Below are 15649 nucleotides of genomic sequence, written 5' to 3' on the forward strand. Positions count from 1 at the left end.
GCCACACCGGCCACGCGCGGGCTGCGGGCGCCGCGCACCGCCCGCCGGGCGCGGGCCGCAGCGCTTGCGCGACATGGGGCGAAGCGCCCGGATTTGCTAGAATTGGGGCATCCCATCGGAGAATGACCATGAAGTCGCACCTTCTTGCCGCCGTCGCGGTGACGCTCGCTTTCAGCGGGGTCGCCATGGCCGCGCCGGCCGACGACGCAAAGACCGCCGTCGAGGCACAATCCGCGCAGTCCGAGAACGAACGCGCGGGGCTGCCCGACCTGGCCGCGATCAACAACCAGCCGGCTGCACGCGTCACCTCGAAGGTCAACATCAACGACGTGCCGCGCGTGCCCAGCTATCACGAAGTGAGCCGCAACGGCACCGAAATCACCGAATACCGCGACAAGGGCAAGCCCGTCGAGATCAACGTGCATTCGAACTTCGGCACGCGCTACACGATGAGCGCGAACCCCGACACCTCGCCGCAAGTGCGCAACAACGGCCAGGCCAGCACGCGCCTGCCGTCGATCAACCTGCATTACTGAGCCATCTGAGCGCGGGCATGCCTTTATGAGGCATCTCCGCGCCACCGCCATGTGCGCCGCCCCATAAGCCGGGCCAACGCCATCGCGCCTGAGCCGGACACGCTCGCAAACCCCTCGGGCAGCACTTCGCAGCGTTCGCCGACCCGCCAATACCACTCAACCGACCTTCTTGCATGGCCGTCTTCACCGCTGTCACCGACCAAGAGCTTGCCCAATGGCTGCGCGACTACGATCTCGGCGATGTCGTCGAATTTCGCGGCATCCAGTCCGGCATTGAAAACAGCAACTTCTTCCTGACGACGACGCGCGGCGATTACGTCCTGACGATCTTCGAAAAGCTGACGGCCGAACAACTGCCGTTCTACCTCGACCTGATGCGGCACCTCGCCTCGCATCGCGTGCCGGTACCCGACCCCATGCCGCGCAAGGACGGCGCGCTCTTCGGCCTGCTGCACGGCAAGCCCGCGGCCATCGTCTCGAAGCTCGAAGGCAAGCCTGAACTCGCGCCCGGCGTGGAGCACTGCGCGGAAGTGGGCCAAATGCTCGCGCGCATGCATCTGGCGGGCCGCGACTACCGCGGCGACCAGCCGAACCTGCGCAGCCTGTCGTGGTGGGAAGAAACGGTGCCGACGGTGCTGCCGTACCTCACCGACGCCCAGCGCTCGCTCCTCACGAGCGAACTCGACCACCAGCGCGCGTTCTTCGCCTCGGCCGACTATGCGGCGCTGCCGGGCGGTCCGTGCCATTGCGACCTGTTCCGCGACAATGCGATGTTCGCGCACTCGCATCCGGCGCCGGGGCACGAAGTTCGGTTGGGCGGCTTTTTCGACTTTTATTTCGCCGGCTGCGACAAGTGGCTGTTCGACGTCGCTGTGACCGTGAACGACTGGTGTGTCGACCTCGCCACCGGCAAGCTCGACACGGCGCGCGCCGACGCGCTTTTGCGCGCCTACCAGACCGTGCGCCCATTCACGCCCGAAGAAGCCCGGCACTGGATGGACATGCTGCGCGCAGGTGCGTACCGCTTCTGGGTCTCGCGCCTGTATGATTTCCACCTGCCCCGCTCGGCCGAACTGCTCAAGCCGCACGATCCCGGCCACTTCGAGCGCATCCTTCGCGAGCGCCTCGCTGGCAGCGAGGCCGGCTCCCATCACGCCTTGCCCCATCGCCCATGCAACTAATTGAAGTCCCCGCGAAGACGGGCTACGTCTGGTTCCGCCAGGGTATCTGGCTGTTCCGCCGCAATCCGCTCGCGTTTCTCACGCTGTTTTTCGCCTATTTGCTGGCGATGACGCTGATTTCCGCCATTCCCGTGATCGGCGGCGTGCTGCCGCTCCTGTTCGTGCCCGGCGTGGCCGTCGGCTTCATGGCGGCGTGCCGTGACACGATCGCGGGCAAGCCGGTGTTCCCGACCATCCTGATCGACGGCTTTCGTTCGTACGGCAGCAACGTGGCGAAGCAGCTTCTGGTGCTCGGGGCGATTTACGTGGTGGCGATGTTGCTGGTGCTGGCCGCGTCTGCGTTCGTGGACGGCGGCGCGCTATTGCGCCTGATGACGATCGGCGGCGACCTCGACGCCGAAGCGCTCGCCAACAGCGACGTGCCGCTTGCGGTGCTCGCCTCGCTGCTCTGCTACGTGCCGGTGTCGATGCTGTTCTGGTTCGCGCCCGTGCTCACGGCATGGCACGACGTGCCGCCCGTGAAGGCCATGTTCTTCAGCATCGTGAGCTGCTGGCGCAACAAGGGCGCATTCATGGTGTACGGCGCGCTGTGGTTCGCGGTCTCGACCGTTGTATCGATCGGCTTGTCAACGCTGCTGCGCGCGCTCGGCGCGGGCGACTTCACGGTGGCGATCCTGATGCCCGCGCTCATCATCGTGACGACGATGCTCTATTGCTCGTTCTACGCGACCTATCGCGGCTGCTACGGTGTGCAGGAAAAGCAACCCGCCGAAATGCCGGATTCGGGCCGCTGAACGGCGCGGCGATCCAGTACTCGTCACGCACGCTTGAACGCAAAAACGGCGCCTTGGGCGCCGTTCTCATCTTGCCCCTTCATTATATAGAGGGGCACAGCATTCCTGCTTAGCCGTAGTGATTCATCCACGACGGGTGACGCGTGGTCTTCTCGCGATCCATCTTGCGCATGCGGAATTCGAGATCGTAGATGTCGACGGACTCCGCGAGATACGCTTCCTCGCGCTGCTGGCGGCGAGCTTCGGCGGTTTCGGAGAGGAACAGGAAAAGTCGGCTGAGCAGGTACATGATTTGGCCCTTCTTTGACGGGCACGTGCCCGCGAATCGAATGAAGCCATTATAGGGTAAACCCTGTTAAGGGTAAACCCCTAAGTTGCCCGCACACGCGTTTAACCTGCGTCCTGCGTCAATTCGTCGTCATAGGCCTCGTCGATCGCCTCGCGCCGATGAGCCTCGAAAAAGTCCCAGATCAGCGTGCTCGCGTCCGGTCCCGTCGACGAATGGAACGGCACGGTGTCGTCGCCGCCGCTCCAGGCGTGGTCGAGGTCCGCCACGCGGCACAGCCGCACGACGCTCGCGCCGTCGAGTTCGTAGTCCTGCTCGCGATAGCCGTCCTTGAACGTCTCGTGCGACACGACGCCCTGACGCACGCCGCGCGAATCCGCAAGACCGTTCAAGCGCAGCAGTTGCACCGCGAGCTGTTCCGCATTCACGGGCGCGACGACCGCATCGGCGTCGCCCTGCACGACGATCGCCGGCATGCCCGGGTGAATGCGGGCGCCCAATTGAGTGTCGACGAGCGCCACCGGATCGTGGTGCACGCCGCGCCGCATCACGTCGAGCGCGCTCACGCCGGAGCGTGCCTCACCGAAAGCGGGGCCGGAATGCAGTGCGATAGCTGCAAAGCGGCTGGGCGAGCGCACCGCGAGCAGCATGGCGAGCCCTGCGCCCGCCGACAAGCCCGCCAGATAGACGCGCGAGCGGTCGAATCCATGCTCCTCGACGAGCGTATCGACCAGAGAAACAACGGCCGCTGCCTCACCGCCGCCCGCCGCGTCGCGCGAGTCGTACCAATGCCAGCATTGGTGCGGGTGCGCGCGCTCGGACTGCTCGGGATAGACCACCGCAAACCCATGGCGGTCGGCGAGCAGATTCATGCGCGTGCCTTCCGCGAAAGAGTCCATCGACTGCTTGCAGCCATGCAACATCACGACGAGCGGCATGCCCTTCGTCTTGTGTCCCGGCGGCAGATAGAGCCCGTAAGGCAGCGAGCGCCCGGCATGCAGGGCGTTCGCCGGTACAAGGTGCTCGGCGCGCTGCCATTCGCCTGCGGCCCAGGCGGCCGCTCGCGGGCCCACGCGCGACTCGCGCACCGGCGCGCCGCTGCGCGCCTGCGCCGGCGTAACCTGCTTCGCCGCCTGATCGGCTGCGGCCTGAGCGGCGCGCCAGATTGCCTGCGGCTGGGGCATGTCGATCCCCGCGCCCTTCAGGGCGTCGCGGGTAGCCCGGGTCTGGATGGCGAGCAGACGTCGCATGCCACCTGCCCATAGCTTCGTCAGATTTTTCGTCATCTATGGCCTCGTAAAAGGGTCTGACACATCGTGGCGTTTTGCCGCGATCCGTCGTTGTGCAACGCACAATAACACCATTTGGACGCGGCTGCAGATCGGATCAGTTCGATTCCGTCCTTGCGTGCGTTCGACGGGGCACGCCTGCGTTTATGCGACGCAGCTATACTGGATACTTGTCTCGCGCGCGTGTCAGCCAGCCTGGCGGCTCGCGCGTTGAGTCGCTATCAGGTAGCGACTCGCCACCTGCAATCCCTGGATCTTGTTCAGAAAGCCGGCAGTACGGACTCATGCCAGATTTACCGATTCACCTTTGGTACTCGATTACCAACCTCGGCGGCGCAGGCCTCACCCTGCCGCTCGCGTTGGCTATCGCGCTGTGGCTCGTGGTCGGCTACTCGTGGCGCATGGCGGCGAGCTGGATGCTCCTGCTCGGCGTGGCAATCGGCCTCGTGACGCTCACCAAGATCGCGTTTCTGGGCTGGGGCGTAGGGGTAAGAGAACTGGACTTCACGGGTATCAGCGGCCACGCCATGCTTTCCGCCGCCGTCTATCCCGTTGCGTTTTTCCTGGTGCTGCAAGGCACGCCATCCTTCGTGCGCGCCGCAGGCGTGACCGTTGGGCTCGCGGTGGGGCTCGCGGTAGCGCTCTCGCGCGTGGTGCTCGACGCCCATTCGCCTTCCGAGGCTGTCACGGGCTGTGTGGTCGGGGCGCTTACCGCGCTGGTGTTCGTGCGGTACTGGTGGCGAGCGCAGGCTCAGCGAATTTCGGCGGCGGTCGTCGCGCTGAGCCTCGCGGCGCTCACTGTCGCATTGCACAACGTGCACGTGCCCACGCACCGCTGGGTCACGAACATCGCGCTGACGGTTTCGGGCCACGACCGGCCCTATGTGCGCGCCAAATGGAAGGCCAACCGCGTCAACCGGGCCCCCGTCGCGCCCATCTCTCAAACCCGCAACGGTCTCACGCCGCCCCCGCAACGCCGCGCCTGATCCCGCCGCCTCGCTGACCGCACCACCCCGGTTAGCCGCTGCCCAGACGCTCAGCCGGTCACACCCAGCAGCACACTCGAAGCCTTGAACACGGCTGTCGCCGCTTGACCTGCGGCGAGTCCGAGCGCGTCCACGCTCGCGTCGGTCACGATCGCAGCGATGACGATGCCGCCCGGCATGGCAAGCGTCACTTCGGCGTTCACGGCGCCGCGCCGCACGACTTCGATCGTCCCGCTCAGCCGGTTGCGCGCCGAAAGCCGCGCCGCATCCGCCGCACTCGCGACCAGCACGACCGAAGTCGCCTTCACGAGCGCCACCACGGGCGCACCTTCCGCAAGCCCCAAGGCCTCGGCGCTTTCTCGCGTGACCGTCGCGACGAGCGCCTCGCCACCGGGCAGCGCAATCGACACCTCGTCGTTCACTACACCCCTCACGATTGCCGAAACGGTGCCAAAAAGCTGATTGCGCGCGCTCGTGCGCATGGCGAAGCGCCCGAGTACGGCCAGATCGCGCGCGAAACCGCCAGCCGGTGCATCGTCGCCTTCGTTCGAAACGGCCCCGAGCGCGTGCGCCGCATGCTCGATAAAGCGCTGGTGCTCGCGCTCGATGGCGCGAAACGTCTCGACGAGCCGCAGCGCCCGCGGCGTGAGCGTCGTTCCGCCGCCGCCCTTGCCGCCCGTCGCGCGCACCACTAGCGCCTCGCCCGCGAGATTGTTCATGACGTCGACGGCGTCCCAGGCGCCCTTGTAGCTCATGCCGACCGCTTTCGCCGCGCCTGTGATCGAGCCAGTCGCGTGGATCGCTTCGAGCAGCGCGATGCGCGCCGCGCCGCCGAGCATCTGCTGGCCGGACTGAAACCAGACCGAGCCGCCCAGACCCAGTTCCGGCGCCTCGGAGGATTGGGATGTGTCTGTGGAACCGGCATCTGCGTGGCCGGCGCCGGTGGATGGGGAGTGCGAGTCAGTGGGATTCATCATGCGCAATACGAGCAAAAACAAGACAAACAAGCGACGGTTCGGCGTGGCTCGCCAAAATCCGCCAGCGTTTATAGAGACGCGCCTCAGGCACCGCGCGGCACCTTCGGCTCGCCCAGTTCGCGCAACAGGCGCTCACCTTCCTTTGCGGTATAGCGCTTGACGGCCTCGCACCAGCCACGAGCGAACCCAAGCTGATACGGCTCGGCATCCATGCGCTCGAGATAGCGCAGGGCCACTGCCGCGTCGTTGCCGTCGCCGAGCACGGTCTGCAGCCGCGCGAGCGAGCGCGCCACCTCCACGCGCGTGCGGCGCGACGTGAGCGTGGCGAAGAATTCGATCGTGTAACGCAAATACTTCGCGTTGATGCGTGCGCGATGGCGGCTCGCCTCGTCGATGGCGGTGAGCTTTTGCGTGCTCGCGAGCCGCTCGTAGTAGCGCCGCACGCGCTTCTTCGCGTGGCGGTGCAGCGAGCGCCCACCGGCGCCGGCGTCGCTCGCGCGCCGCGCGAGCGTGTCGAGCCACCGGAGCCACGCCAGCGCCACCCGCGCGTAGCGCGGCGACGCCAGCCCCTCGCGCAGCCGCGCCCGCGCGGCGAGCCGTTGCGCGTTCGCCTCTTCGCGAATCGCGTTCCAGCGCCCCGGCTCGACGTCGGCGGCGGCGAGCGCCGGCAGCGTCGATTCGACGAAGACGTCGCGGTCGCGCGCATCGCCGAGCAGGCCGCCCAGCCATTTGAGCTCCGGCTCGATGCGCGTTTCCCAGGCCTCGTCGCACCAGCGCGAGAAGATGCGCATGGCGGTACGCAACCGCCGCTGCGACACGCGCATCTGATGGATGAACTCGCCGTTCGTGCTGTCGCGCACGCCCGCGTCATTGCCGAACCACTGCGCGCTGATGTTGCGCCCGATCGCCACGAGCGCGGCTTCAGCGGTGGCCGCGCTGCCGAGATCCACGGCTTCGGCTTTGATGGCAGCGGCGTCGCCGGTCACGCTGCCCGAGGCGGCGCGCTCGAGCGCGTCGGTCAAGCGCACGAACGCGGGTAACGCCTCGATCAAGTCGCCGGCGCAGGCAAAAAGCGCGTCGACGACAGGCCGCTCGTCCTCGCCATCGGGCAAGGGCGCACTCACGCGTAACTCGTGCAGGCTGGGCAAGCCGGGCGCAGGCGACGCATCCGCGCCTTGCGTGCCACGGGCCAGCGCGGTTTGCGGCAGAGCCGCCGCCTCGTGCAAATCTTCGTCGAACGTGAGCAGCACCTCGATGCCATCGCGCGGCCACTGCCAGCAACTGCGCGCAGCCACGAGCGTGGCCGCCGCAGAGAGATCGTCCGCGCTGCCCAGCGCCTCGCGAAAAGGCTCGGGCGCGGCGTCGAAAAGCGCATGCGCGATCCCGTTCGCATCGAGCGCCGCCTCGAAGATCGGTGCGACCGCGGTGACACCCGCCGTATGCACGCGCCGCTTCGACACGACGACGCGCTGTGTCTCGCCGCGCGATTCGACAGCGACGCGCCAGCCAAGCCCCGCAAGGACGCCGGCGCGGTCGAAGGCGACCGTCGTCACGCGTTCGCGCGCATCGGACAGCGGCACGAGCGACGGCACGGCGGCGCACAGAGCGACGCTCCACTCCGAAGGCTTCGGGCTGGCGTGCGCCCTGGACGCCGCGCCCGTGGCGGCGGCGTTTGAGCTTCTTCTATCCGGCGCTGCCGGGATCACGACATCCAGCACGATTTCCAGAACGCGATCCATGAACGCTCCAGGATGCTGTGGGTGGGCGCGAAGGCTTAGAACAGTGCAAGGGGATAGAGAGCCAGGAACAGCGACGACGCGATCGATGGTACACGCGAGCGCGCCTCGACGCCCCAGGTAACGTCCCTGACCCTTCCAGCGGGTCTCTGATGATGGTCAAGACTGCCACGACGAGACGGTGGAAAAATAATTACGTTTCAATTTCTCCCATTTTGACTATCTGTAAGGAGTGTTGAGTGTTCCCAGAATACCGAGATTTGATTTCGCGCCTCAAGATTCAAGACGACCATTTCGCCCGCATTTTTCATCGTCACAACGAGCTCGACCAACAGATCAAGAACATGGAGGCCGGCGTCGTGGCTTCGCATGGCATGGAAGTCGAGCAGTTGAAAAAGGAAAAGCTCCAACTCAAGGACTCGCTTTACCTGATCCTGAGAAAAGCGGCGAACGCCTGAAACCAGGCGGCGTCCAGCGCTGGCCGCCAGTGTGCCGGCGCTGGCCATCGACCGCCGGCTTTGCGCTGTCGCGCCTGCTAATCAAGCCGCGACGGCTTCCCTGCGCCCTGGTGCCGCTCACGCGTTATTCCTTTCGCTTCGATGCTCCCGCTTTGAATGCGAGTCACTTCGCACGCACTCCGCTCTCCGCGTTCGCCTACATCATGCCCAAATCCATTCCCTACTCCGCCTCCGACGACACCAGCCCCGCCGCGCGCCTGCCGCTCGTCACGCCCCACAGCGCCGAGTTGCGCACCGTCGACAGTGCCGTCGAGTCCGCGAGCGAAGTCATCGCAGGCGCTGTCCATGATCTCGTCACGCGCGCTCACGCCGAGCAAAATCCGCCCGCCAGGTTGCTCGAGTCGATCGCGGCATTGATGCAAGGCATGTCACCCGACGAAGCCGCCCAATTGCGCAGCCTGATTCTCGAAGCCAACCCTGCCGACTGGCGCAACTCACGCACGCGCCACCCCGACGAGGAACTTGCCGCTGGCTGGCGCGAAGGCGGCTATCCGTATCGTAATTTGATGTCGCGCCGCGCCTACGAGCGGCAGAAGTATCGGCTGCAGGTCGAATTGCTCAAGCTTCAGGCGTGGGTGCGCGAAACCGGTCAGCGCGTGGTGATCCTGTTCGAGGGCCGCGACGCCGCCGGCAAGGGCGGCACGATCAAGCGCTTCATGGAGCATCTGAACCCGCGCGGCGCGCGCGTGGTGGCGCTCGAAAAGCCCACCGAAGTCGAACGCGGCCAGTGGTATTTCCAGCGTTATGTGCAGCATCTGCCTTCGGCGGGAGAGATCGTGCTGTTCGATCGGTCCTGGTACAACCGCGCGGGCGTCGAGCATGTCATGGGCTTCTGCACGCCTGAGGAATACGCAGATTTCATGCAACAAGCGCCGGAGTTCGAACGGCAACTGATTCGCAGCGGCATCCACCTGATCAAGTTCTGGTTCTCGGTGAGCCGCGCGGAGCAGCGCAGGCGCTTCAAGGAGCGCAAAGTGCATCCGCTCAAGCAATGGAAGCTGAGCCCTGTTGATCTCGCTTCTCTCGACAAGTGGGAAGCGTATACGCAGGCAAAGGAGGCGATGTTCTCGCAAACCGACACGGCCGATGCGCCGTGGACCGTCGTTCGCTCCGATTGCAAGAAGCGCGCACGGCTGAATGCCATGCGGTTCGTGCTGCATAAGCTGCCTTATGCAAGCCGGGATGGGGAGGCGATTGGGGTAGTCGATCCGTTGCTGGTGAGTCGGGCGCTGTAGAGGTGTGTTGCGCTCTCCACAATCGGCCTTTCCGCTTCATCGGTCCGAGCGCTTCCCCCAAATCAGTGCCTCCGGGTGGCGTTCGAGATAATCGGACAGGACGTTCAGGCTGGCCAGCGTACGCCGCAGCTCGGCCAATGCCTGATGAACATCGCGCTGCTGCGGTGAAGCCTGGTCGAGCATCTCGTTCGCCGAACGAAACGCCCGTTGCGCGGATGCGAGCGTCGAACGCGCAGCCGGCACGATCTGCGTATCGAGCCGCGCAAACAAGACATTCGACTGCTGCAGCGAGACGTCCAGATTGCCTCCGATCTCCTGCAGCGGCATGCGGTCGAGCCGGCGCACGATGTTCGACAACTGGTCTTGCAGTTCTTCAAGTGAGTTGGGCACCGTCGGCAACTCGACTGGCGAGCGATCCGTGTCGACGCGGGCCGCGGGGGCGTGCGCAAAGACATCGAGTGCGACGTACTTCTGCCCCGTCAAGAGACTGCCCGTGCGTAGCTGCGCGCGCAGGCCCTGAGCAACGAGCTGCCGCAGCAGATCTTTACCCGCCGCGCCTGCGCCGTCGCCAAGCGCGGCGCGGTAACTGCGGCCGAGCCGGGAGGGAAAAAGGCTCAGTGTGACCAGCATGTCGAAACGGCCGCTTTCGGGTTTGAGGTCGATATCGATCGCCGTGACCGTACCCAGCTCGACACCGCGGAACTCGACAGGCGCCCCCACCGACAACCCCCGTACCGATTGCGCGAAACGCATACGCACGACTGCAGGCGGACCTTCGTTCGCACGCATGGCGTCTGCGCGGCTATCCGCGAGTTGAAATTCCTCGACGCTCGTGGAGGACACGGCATGCACGCTCCCACGCGGCGTATCGAATGCAACTGCGCCCGCGACCAACGCCGCGGGCGCAGGGGTCTCCAGGCGCATGCCGCTGGAATCGACCTTGAGTTCGACACCGCTCGCCTGCCACCATCGCGTATCGGAGGCCACCAGACGATCGAAAGGTCTCCTGACGAAAACACCGATGCGGACGGCGTCGCCCCTGCGCGCCAGTGAATAGCCGAGCACCTGTCCGACCTGCACACCGTGAAAATAAACGGGTGAGCCGGCGTTCAGCGAGCCAAGCGTGGGGGCGCGAATCACGAAACGCGTGCCATCGTCGTCGCTCGTGATTGCCGGCGGCGTGTCGAAGCCGGTGAACGTGTCGCACGCCCTAAGCGAATGCACATCGATATCGACGTCGATCCAGGTTCCCGATATGGCGGTCATGAGCCCCGAGATGTTCTTCACGTCAATGCGCGGACGCACGACCCAGAATTTCGTGCCGCACGTCGCGACGCGTTGCCCGGCGGCATCGAGTCTCAGTTCGGCATCGACGCGCTGACCGTCTGCCGACACACGCAAATGTTCGAGCCGGCCAATTGCCACGCCTCGATATCGCACCGGCGTTTTCCCGGCTGCGAGCCCGGCGCCGGACGCAAAGCTCACCGTCACGCGCGTACTGCGCTGCGCCAGCGCTTGAGCCAGCGTTTGAGCCAGCATCAGGCCGCCAGCCAGGTTCGCAAAAAGCCAGGCGACCCAGACAGCGGAGCGCCACCGCCGACGGACATTCACAACGCCCTCACGACCGCGCGCCCGTTAGCGCAGCTGCTCGACGAGCGCATCGGCGCCCTTGTCGATGCCGGTCCTCGCCGCACTCAGGGTGCCGAATGCGGCGGCCAGATTCATCGCATTCGGGTATTGCTTCGTCACATAGGCGCGCAGCAGACGGCCCGACGCACTGTCGTAAACCTCCACGGCATACGACACCGATCCGCTGAACGCCCCCTTGCCGCCCCTGATCGCCTGTACACCGTTGTAGAGATTGCCCGCGATGTCGAAGTGCATTGCCTGGCCGATCACGGCAGTCGTTTTTTCCGCGCCGGTCAACGTGAGCTTCACGCGCAGCGTAGCGGGCGAAGGCTCGGTCGCGAGGTCGAAGCGCCTGGACAGCGTATCGGCAAACGTCTTGTGCATGTAGGCGGCGAGCACGTCCTTGTCCGAATCCGACAAGTCGCCGAACTGATTGTCGCCGCCTTGATATACCACGACCGGATCGACGATGACCTGCGAGTAGCGCGACCAGAGCACCGGCGCCGCATACCGGAACGGCGTTTGGGCGGCGTCGCTGTCCCGGTTCTCCTTGAGTTGGGAAGACGAAGCGAGGCTGCCATAGGCGACCGGCTGTACGCCCACACAGGCGGATAACGTTAGGAATGCTACGCAAGCCGATGACATATGGAGAAGGCGGGTGTTGAGCACGAAGGCATCCTTTTGGAAATGACCGAATACCGCCTGGCATCCGGCCGGGTTCAAGACGAGACGAAGCGTAGCATCGGTCTAAAAAGATGTAAACCGTCTATCCGGTTTGTTTACAGAATCATGCAGGGGTACAATCACGCCCATGGATAACCAGACACGTTCCGAGATTTCCCGCAGAAAGGCGATTGACGCGGCACTTGCAATCCTGACCCGCGACGGGGTCGGCGGCCTGACATTCGATGCGCTCGCGCGCGAAAGCGGCATCAGCAAGGGTGGGCTGCTGCACCAGTTTCGCAACAAACTGGGCGTGCTGCGCGCGCTGCTCGATCGTCAGCGGGAGCAATTTGCGCAGATCGCACAAGATCACCTGGCCGCCGGCGGCGAGTCCCTCGCAGAACCGGTGCTGTCGGCGCAGATCGCGATTTTCAGGGAATCGATCAACCAGCCAGACTCCGTGGCGCGCGCGGTGCTCGCGGCCCTGGTCGAAAGCCCGGCGCTGCTCGAAGACCTGAAGGCCCAGGACACGGCCAAGATGGAACAGCTGCAGGCCGAGGCACGCGATCTCGAACTCTCGCTGCTACGCTACTTTGCCGCTAGCGGTATTGCGTTCAGTGCACTGCTCGGGCTTTCTGCCGTGCCCGACGCGTTGCGGGAACGGCTTTTCGACCGGCTGCTCGACGAGAAGAAGTGGTAATGCGGCGGCCTCGCGAAAGCGATCGCGAGGCACGTTGACCGCAGCAACACGAAACCGCTCGCTCAGGTCGCGTACTGCGCCACCCCGTTCCCAAACGACCAGTTTTCCCGCGCGACATCCACGAGATTGACGAACACGTCCTCTCGCCTCACCCCCGGATCGCGCGCGAGGTTTTCGGCGATCTGCGCGAATAGCGCCTTCTTCTGATCCTGCCCGCGCGTATTGCTCACCGCGATCTGGATCATGACCAGATCGTCGCTGCGCTCGATCCCGAGGTAATGCCGGCCGAACACGAAGTTATCGGCATCGTGTTCAGTGACGACCATGAAGATGTCGTCTTCCGGCGCCTTGAAAACCTCCATGAGCGCCTGATGAATGCCCTGCGTGAGCGCCTTGCGGTAGGTGGCGGGCTTGCCTGCACGAACAGCGATACGAGTGAATGGCATGTCGAGCTCCTTCTTCGATGGGTTTGACGTGACATCAGCTTAGGCGCGATCTATCATCACAAACAGACATAGATAGATATTTCATCCATTTTCATCTGAAATGAAACCACTGGATCTCGACGCCGTGCGCGCCTTCGTGCTCGTCGCCGAGCTGCGCAGCTTCACGCGCGCCGCCGACGCGCTCGACACCACGCAATCGGCCGTGAGTCTCAAGCTCAAGCGACTCGAAGCGCATCTGGGCAAGCAGTTGCTCGAGCGCACGCCGCGCGTCGTCCGGCTTTCGGCGGACGGTCTCACATTCCTCGCCGCAGCGCGCGACCTTCTCGGCGCGCATGAGCGCGCGCTCGGGGCGCTTTCTGGCGACGAGCGGCGGCTCACGCTCGGCCTGAGCGAGCATGTCGCGGACGCGAACCTGGCGCGCCAGCTCGCCCAGCTTCGCATTCATGATCCCGGGCTCGTGATCGAGCTGCATCTGGGGCTTTCCGCGCAGTTGCTCGCGCAGTACGACGAGCGGCGGCTCGATGCCGTTATCGTCCGTCAAGAGGAAGAAGAGGCGCCGCGCGACGATGCCCGCAGGCTCTTCGCGGAGCCACTCGTCTGGCTGGCGGCACCGCAGTGGCAGTGGCAGCCCGGCACGGCGCTGCCGCTCGCGCTGCTCGCCGCGCCGTGCGCAGTGCGGGCCGCGGCGGTTCGCGCGCTCGACGCCGCAGGCGTGGCGTGGACGGAAGTATTTGTGGGTGGCGGCGTCGCGGCGGTGGGTGCCGCGCTGGCAGCGGGTCTTGCGGTGTCGCCGCTGGCACGCCGCGTCGCGCCGCGCGAACTCATCGACGTCGGTGCGCGGCTCGGCTTGCCCGCGTTGCCGGCTTCGCAAGTGATGCTTCACTCGCGGGTGCGCGAGCCCAGGACCGCCGCGACGCTGCAATTGTTCGCTTCGGGGCTCGGCACGGGCTGAACCACTCTCAGCTCAGGATGGGCGGCAGTGCGTGCGGCGCGGGAATCGCGCGCTGGATGTGCGGCGGCGGCACATCCACCACGAGCTTGCGGCGCGGCGCGGGACGCACCGCGGCCGGCTTCGGCGCGGGCCGCTTTTGCGTGACCGTTTTGGGCGCGGGTGCCGCGCCAGAAGCCGGATGATGCGTTCGTGCCGCCGCATGGACGTCACCGGGCGTATGCCGCTGCGCCGTGGTGTGACCCTTATCGTGCGATGGCTTGCCGGCCTTCACGGCGTGGTGCGGGGCGCTCGCATGCAGGGAACCGCCTGCATGCGCAGGGCGTCCAGTCGTGTGCGAAGCCCCAGCACCATGCGCCCCATGCGGCGCAGCCGTGGTTCCCTGCCCCGCATGCGCCCCTGCCGTTTTCGCCTGCCCCGATGCCCACACCGGCGCGGCAAACGTCATTGCCGCAACTATCAATACGCCTGCCCGCACCCGTCTCTCCCCTTATGCCGTCTCGATGTCCGGCGAGGATTATACCGAGTCAAAACTTGCAATAATCTACATATGGACTAATATCAACTAAAAGTTCATTTCGGGACTCGACCACCATGCCACCTGCCACTGCCTCCGTCACGCCGTCGCGCCGTCCCGGCGCCGAGCCATCGCTCACCGAAATGTCGGCGGCGGGGCTGAGGGCGTTCTTCCGAATTGCGGGCGACTGGGACCTGAGCGCCGAAGAGCAGATTATTCTGCTCGGCTCGCCGGGCCGATCCACGTTCTTCAAGTGGAAGCAGTCCCCGCAAACCGCCCGGCTCGGCCGCGACACACTCGAACGCCTTTCGCTGCTGCTCGGCATCTATAAGGCGCTGCAGATTCTCCTGCCCCAACCCACCTCCGCCGACACCTGGATCAAGCGCCCCAACAGCGCGCCGCCCTTTGGCGGCCGGCGCGCGCTCGACCGCATGCTGGCCGGCAATGTCAGCGACCTCGTGGCGGTGCGCCAGTATCTCGACGCAATGCGAGGCGGCTGGGCGTGACGCAATCGAACTGGCAAGACCGCTGGCGCAGCGCGCAGCTCACCTGGTCACCCGCGTTCAGGGTGATTCCCACTCGCTTTCCGGCCGTGAACCTGTTCGACCGTGTGGCCTCTGCGGAAGACTTCGAGGCGCTCTACGCGCTCGAAGCGCTCACCAACGACCGCCTGCGCACTGAAACCGGCGACCTCGATCTCGTGCCACGCGAGGAACGCCGCTTCGGCCCGGGCTATGGCCCGATCATGGCGGCCTTCACGCATCTGAATCCGCAGGGCAGCCGTTTTTCCGACGGCACCTACGGCGTGTTCTATTGCGCGCGCTCGCGTGCCACCGCCGTAGCGGAAACACGCTATCACTCGGGGCTTTTTCTTGCGGCCACGAATGAGCCGCCCATCCGGCAGCAAATGCGGCTCTACACAGTGATGGCGCAGGGCGAGGTGATCGATTTGCGCGGCGACCCCGCGCTCGACCCGAGCGTGCTGTCGCCCGACGACTACACAGCCGGCCAGGCGCTAGGCCGCGCCGCCCGCGAGGCGCGTGCGCCCGGCATTGCGTATCCGTCGGTGCGCGACGAGGACGGCGAATGTCTCGCCGCGCTCAGCACGACGCTGTTGCGCGCGTGCCATCACGCGGCGTATCTGGAATACAACTGGAATGGGCACACCATCGACATGGTGTTCGAGTTGAACCGCATCGTGTAGCCC

At 65.5% G+C, this 15649-nt stretch carries 18 protein-coding genes; 10 read left to right on the forward strand and 8 right to left on the reverse strand.

Annotated elements, in window-relative coordinates:
• The first annotated feature begins 128 nt into the window (after nucleotides 1-128).
• From U5A58_RS18350 to U5A58_RS18360, 3 genes are all read left to right on the forward strand, one after another.
• On the forward strand, nucleotides 129-536 hold the full coding sequence (locus U5A58_RS18350; RefSeq protein ID WP_321962507.1) for a hypothetical protein: 408 nt from the start codon (nucleotides 129-131) through the stop codon (nucleotides 534-536).
• Between the two features lie 173 nt (nucleotides 537-709).
• Nucleotides 710-1717, forward strand: coding sequence for a homoserine kinase (locus tag U5A58_RS18355; RefSeq protein ID WP_321962508.1), 1008 nt, complete (start codon nucleotides 710-712; stop codon nucleotides 1715-1717).
• Nucleotides 1708-2511 carry a BPSS1780 family membrane protein gene (locus U5A58_RS18360; protein ID WP_321909730.1) on the forward strand — a complete coding sequence of 268 codons (804 nt, stop codon included), beginning with the start codon at nucleotides 1708-1710 and terminating at the stop codon, nucleotides 2509-2511. Before U5A58_RS18355 ends, U5A58_RS18360 begins: the two co-directional genes overlap by 10 nt.
• 109 nt (nucleotides 2512-2620) lie before the next feature.
• On the opposite strand, the gene U5A58_RS18365 is transcribed toward U5A58_RS18360, so the two are convergent.
• Together U5A58_RS18365 and U5A58_RS18370 are read right to left on the reverse strand one after the other, a co-directional pair.
• Nucleotides 2621-2800 (reverse strand): DUF3563 family protein, encoded by a 180-nt coding sequence (locus U5A58_RS18365; RefSeq protein ID WP_321909732.1) that lies wholly within the window; start codon nucleotides 2798-2800, stop codon nucleotides 2621-2623.
• A 101-nt stretch (nucleotides 2801-2901) separates the two neighbouring features.
• A complete protein-coding gene (locus U5A58_RS18370) occupies nucleotides 2902-4083 on the reverse strand; it encodes a PHB depolymerase family esterase (RefSeq protein WP_321962509.1) in 1182 nt (393 codons plus the stop codon).
• 287 nt (nucleotides 4084-4370) lie between these two features.
• Here U5A58_RS18370 and U5A58_RS18375 point away from each other — a divergent pair, with 287 nt between their 5' ends.
• Nucleotides 4371-5072 carry a phosphatase PAP2 family protein gene (locus tag U5A58_RS18375; protein ID WP_321962510.1) on the forward strand — a complete coding sequence of 234 codons (702 nt, stop codon included), beginning with the start codon at nucleotides 4371-4373 and terminating at the stop codon, nucleotides 5070-5072.
• A gap of 50 nt (nucleotides 5073-5122) precedes the next feature.
• On the opposite strand, the gene U5A58_RS18380 is transcribed toward U5A58_RS18375, so the two are convergent.
• Both U5A58_RS18380 and U5A58_RS18385 read right to left on the reverse strand, forming a co-directional pair.
• A complete protein-coding gene (locus U5A58_RS18380; RefSeq protein ID WP_415774250.1) occupies nucleotides 5123-6046 on the reverse strand; it encodes a TOBE domain-containing protein in 924 nt (307 codons plus the stop codon).
• 86 nt (nucleotides 6047-6132) lie between these two features.
• On the reverse strand, nucleotides 6133-7788 hold the full coding sequence (locus U5A58_RS18385) for a CHAD domain-containing protein (protein ID WP_321962512.1): 1656 nt from the start codon (nucleotides 7786-7788) through the stop codon (nucleotides 6133-6135).
• Between the two features lie 236 nt (nucleotides 7789-8024).
• Here U5A58_RS18385 and U5A58_RS18390 point away from each other — a divergent pair, with 236 nt between their 5' ends.
• Together U5A58_RS18390 and ppk2 are read left to right on the forward strand one after the other, a co-directional pair.
• Nucleotides 8025-8243 (forward strand): YdcH family protein, encoded by a 219-nt coding sequence (locus U5A58_RS18390; protein WP_158760529.1) that lies wholly within the window; start codon nucleotides 8025-8027, stop codon nucleotides 8241-8243.
• Nucleotides 8244-8446: 203 nt separating this feature from the next.
• Nucleotides 8447-9538, forward strand: coding sequence for a polyphosphate kinase 2 (ppk2, locus tag U5A58_RS18395; RefSeq protein ID WP_415774245.1), 1092 nt, complete (start codon nucleotides 8447-8449; stop codon nucleotides 9536-9538).
• A 36-nt stretch (nucleotides 9539-9574) separates the two neighbouring features.
• Here ppk2 and U5A58_RS18400 read toward each other — a convergent pair whose 3' ends face one another.
• Nucleotides 9575-11077, reverse strand: coding sequence for an intermembrane transport protein PqiB (locus U5A58_RS18400; RefSeq protein ID WP_321962513.1), 1503 nt, complete (start codon nucleotides 11075-11077; stop codon nucleotides 9575-9577).
• A gap of 96 nt (nucleotides 11078-11173) precedes the next feature.
• On the reverse strand, nucleotides 11174-11812 hold the full coding sequence (locus tag U5A58_RS18405) for a DUF3313 domain-containing protein (RefSeq protein WP_321962558.1): 639 nt from the start codon (nucleotides 11810-11812) through the stop codon (nucleotides 11174-11176).
• A gap of 166 nt (nucleotides 11813-11978) precedes the next feature.
• On the opposite strand from U5A58_RS18405, the gene U5A58_RS18410 reads away from it, so the two are divergent.
• Complete coding sequence (locus tag U5A58_RS18410; RefSeq protein WP_321962514.1) at nucleotides 11979-12530, forward strand: TetR/AcrR family transcriptional regulator; 552 nt, start codon at nucleotides 11979-11981, stop codon at nucleotides 12528-12530.
• Nucleotides 12531-12592: 62 nt separating this feature from the next.
• Here U5A58_RS18410 and U5A58_RS18415 read toward each other — a convergent pair whose 3' ends face one another.
• Nucleotides 12593-12976 (reverse strand): tautomerase family protein, encoded by a 384-nt coding sequence (locus tag U5A58_RS18415; RefSeq protein ID WP_321909743.1) that lies wholly within the window; start codon nucleotides 12974-12976, stop codon nucleotides 12593-12595.
• Between the two features lie 100 nt (nucleotides 12977-13076).
• Between U5A58_RS18415 and U5A58_RS18420 the strand changes: the two genes are divergently transcribed.
• On the forward strand, nucleotides 13077-13928 hold the full coding sequence (locus tag U5A58_RS18420; protein ID WP_321962515.1) for a LysR family transcriptional regulator: 852 nt from the start codon (nucleotides 13077-13079) through the stop codon (nucleotides 13926-13928).
• Nucleotides 13929-13935: 7 nt separating this feature from the next.
• Here the strand turns inward: U5A58_RS18420 and U5A58_RS18425 are convergent, their stop codons facing one another.
• Nucleotides 13936-14373, reverse strand: a complete 438-nt coding sequence (locus tag U5A58_RS18425; protein ID WP_321962516.1) for a hypothetical protein — start codon at nucleotides 14371-14373, stop codon at nucleotides 13936-13938.
• Between the two features lie 146 nt (nucleotides 14374-14519).
• On the opposite strand from U5A58_RS18425, the gene U5A58_RS18430 reads away from it, so the two are divergent.
• Nucleotides 14520-14948, forward strand: coding sequence for an MbcA/ParS/Xre antitoxin family protein (locus U5A58_RS18430; protein WP_321962517.1), 429 nt, complete (start codon nucleotides 14520-14522; stop codon nucleotides 14946-14948).
• Nucleotides 14945-15646 carry an RES family NAD+ phosphorylase gene (locus U5A58_RS18435; RefSeq protein ID WP_321962518.1) on the forward strand — a complete coding sequence of 234 codons (702 nt, stop codon included), beginning with the start codon at nucleotides 14945-14947 and terminating at the stop codon, nucleotides 15644-15646. The genes U5A58_RS18430 and U5A58_RS18435 overlap by 4 nt, the downstream gene beginning before the upstream one ends.
• Nucleotides 15647-15649 lie beyond the last annotated feature (3 nt).

The organism is Paraburkholderia sp. J7, assembly GCF_905220155.1.
In the GTDB taxonomy this organism is placed as follows: Bacteria; Pseudomonadota; Gammaproteobacteria; order Burkholderiales; family Burkholderiaceae; genus Paraburkholderia.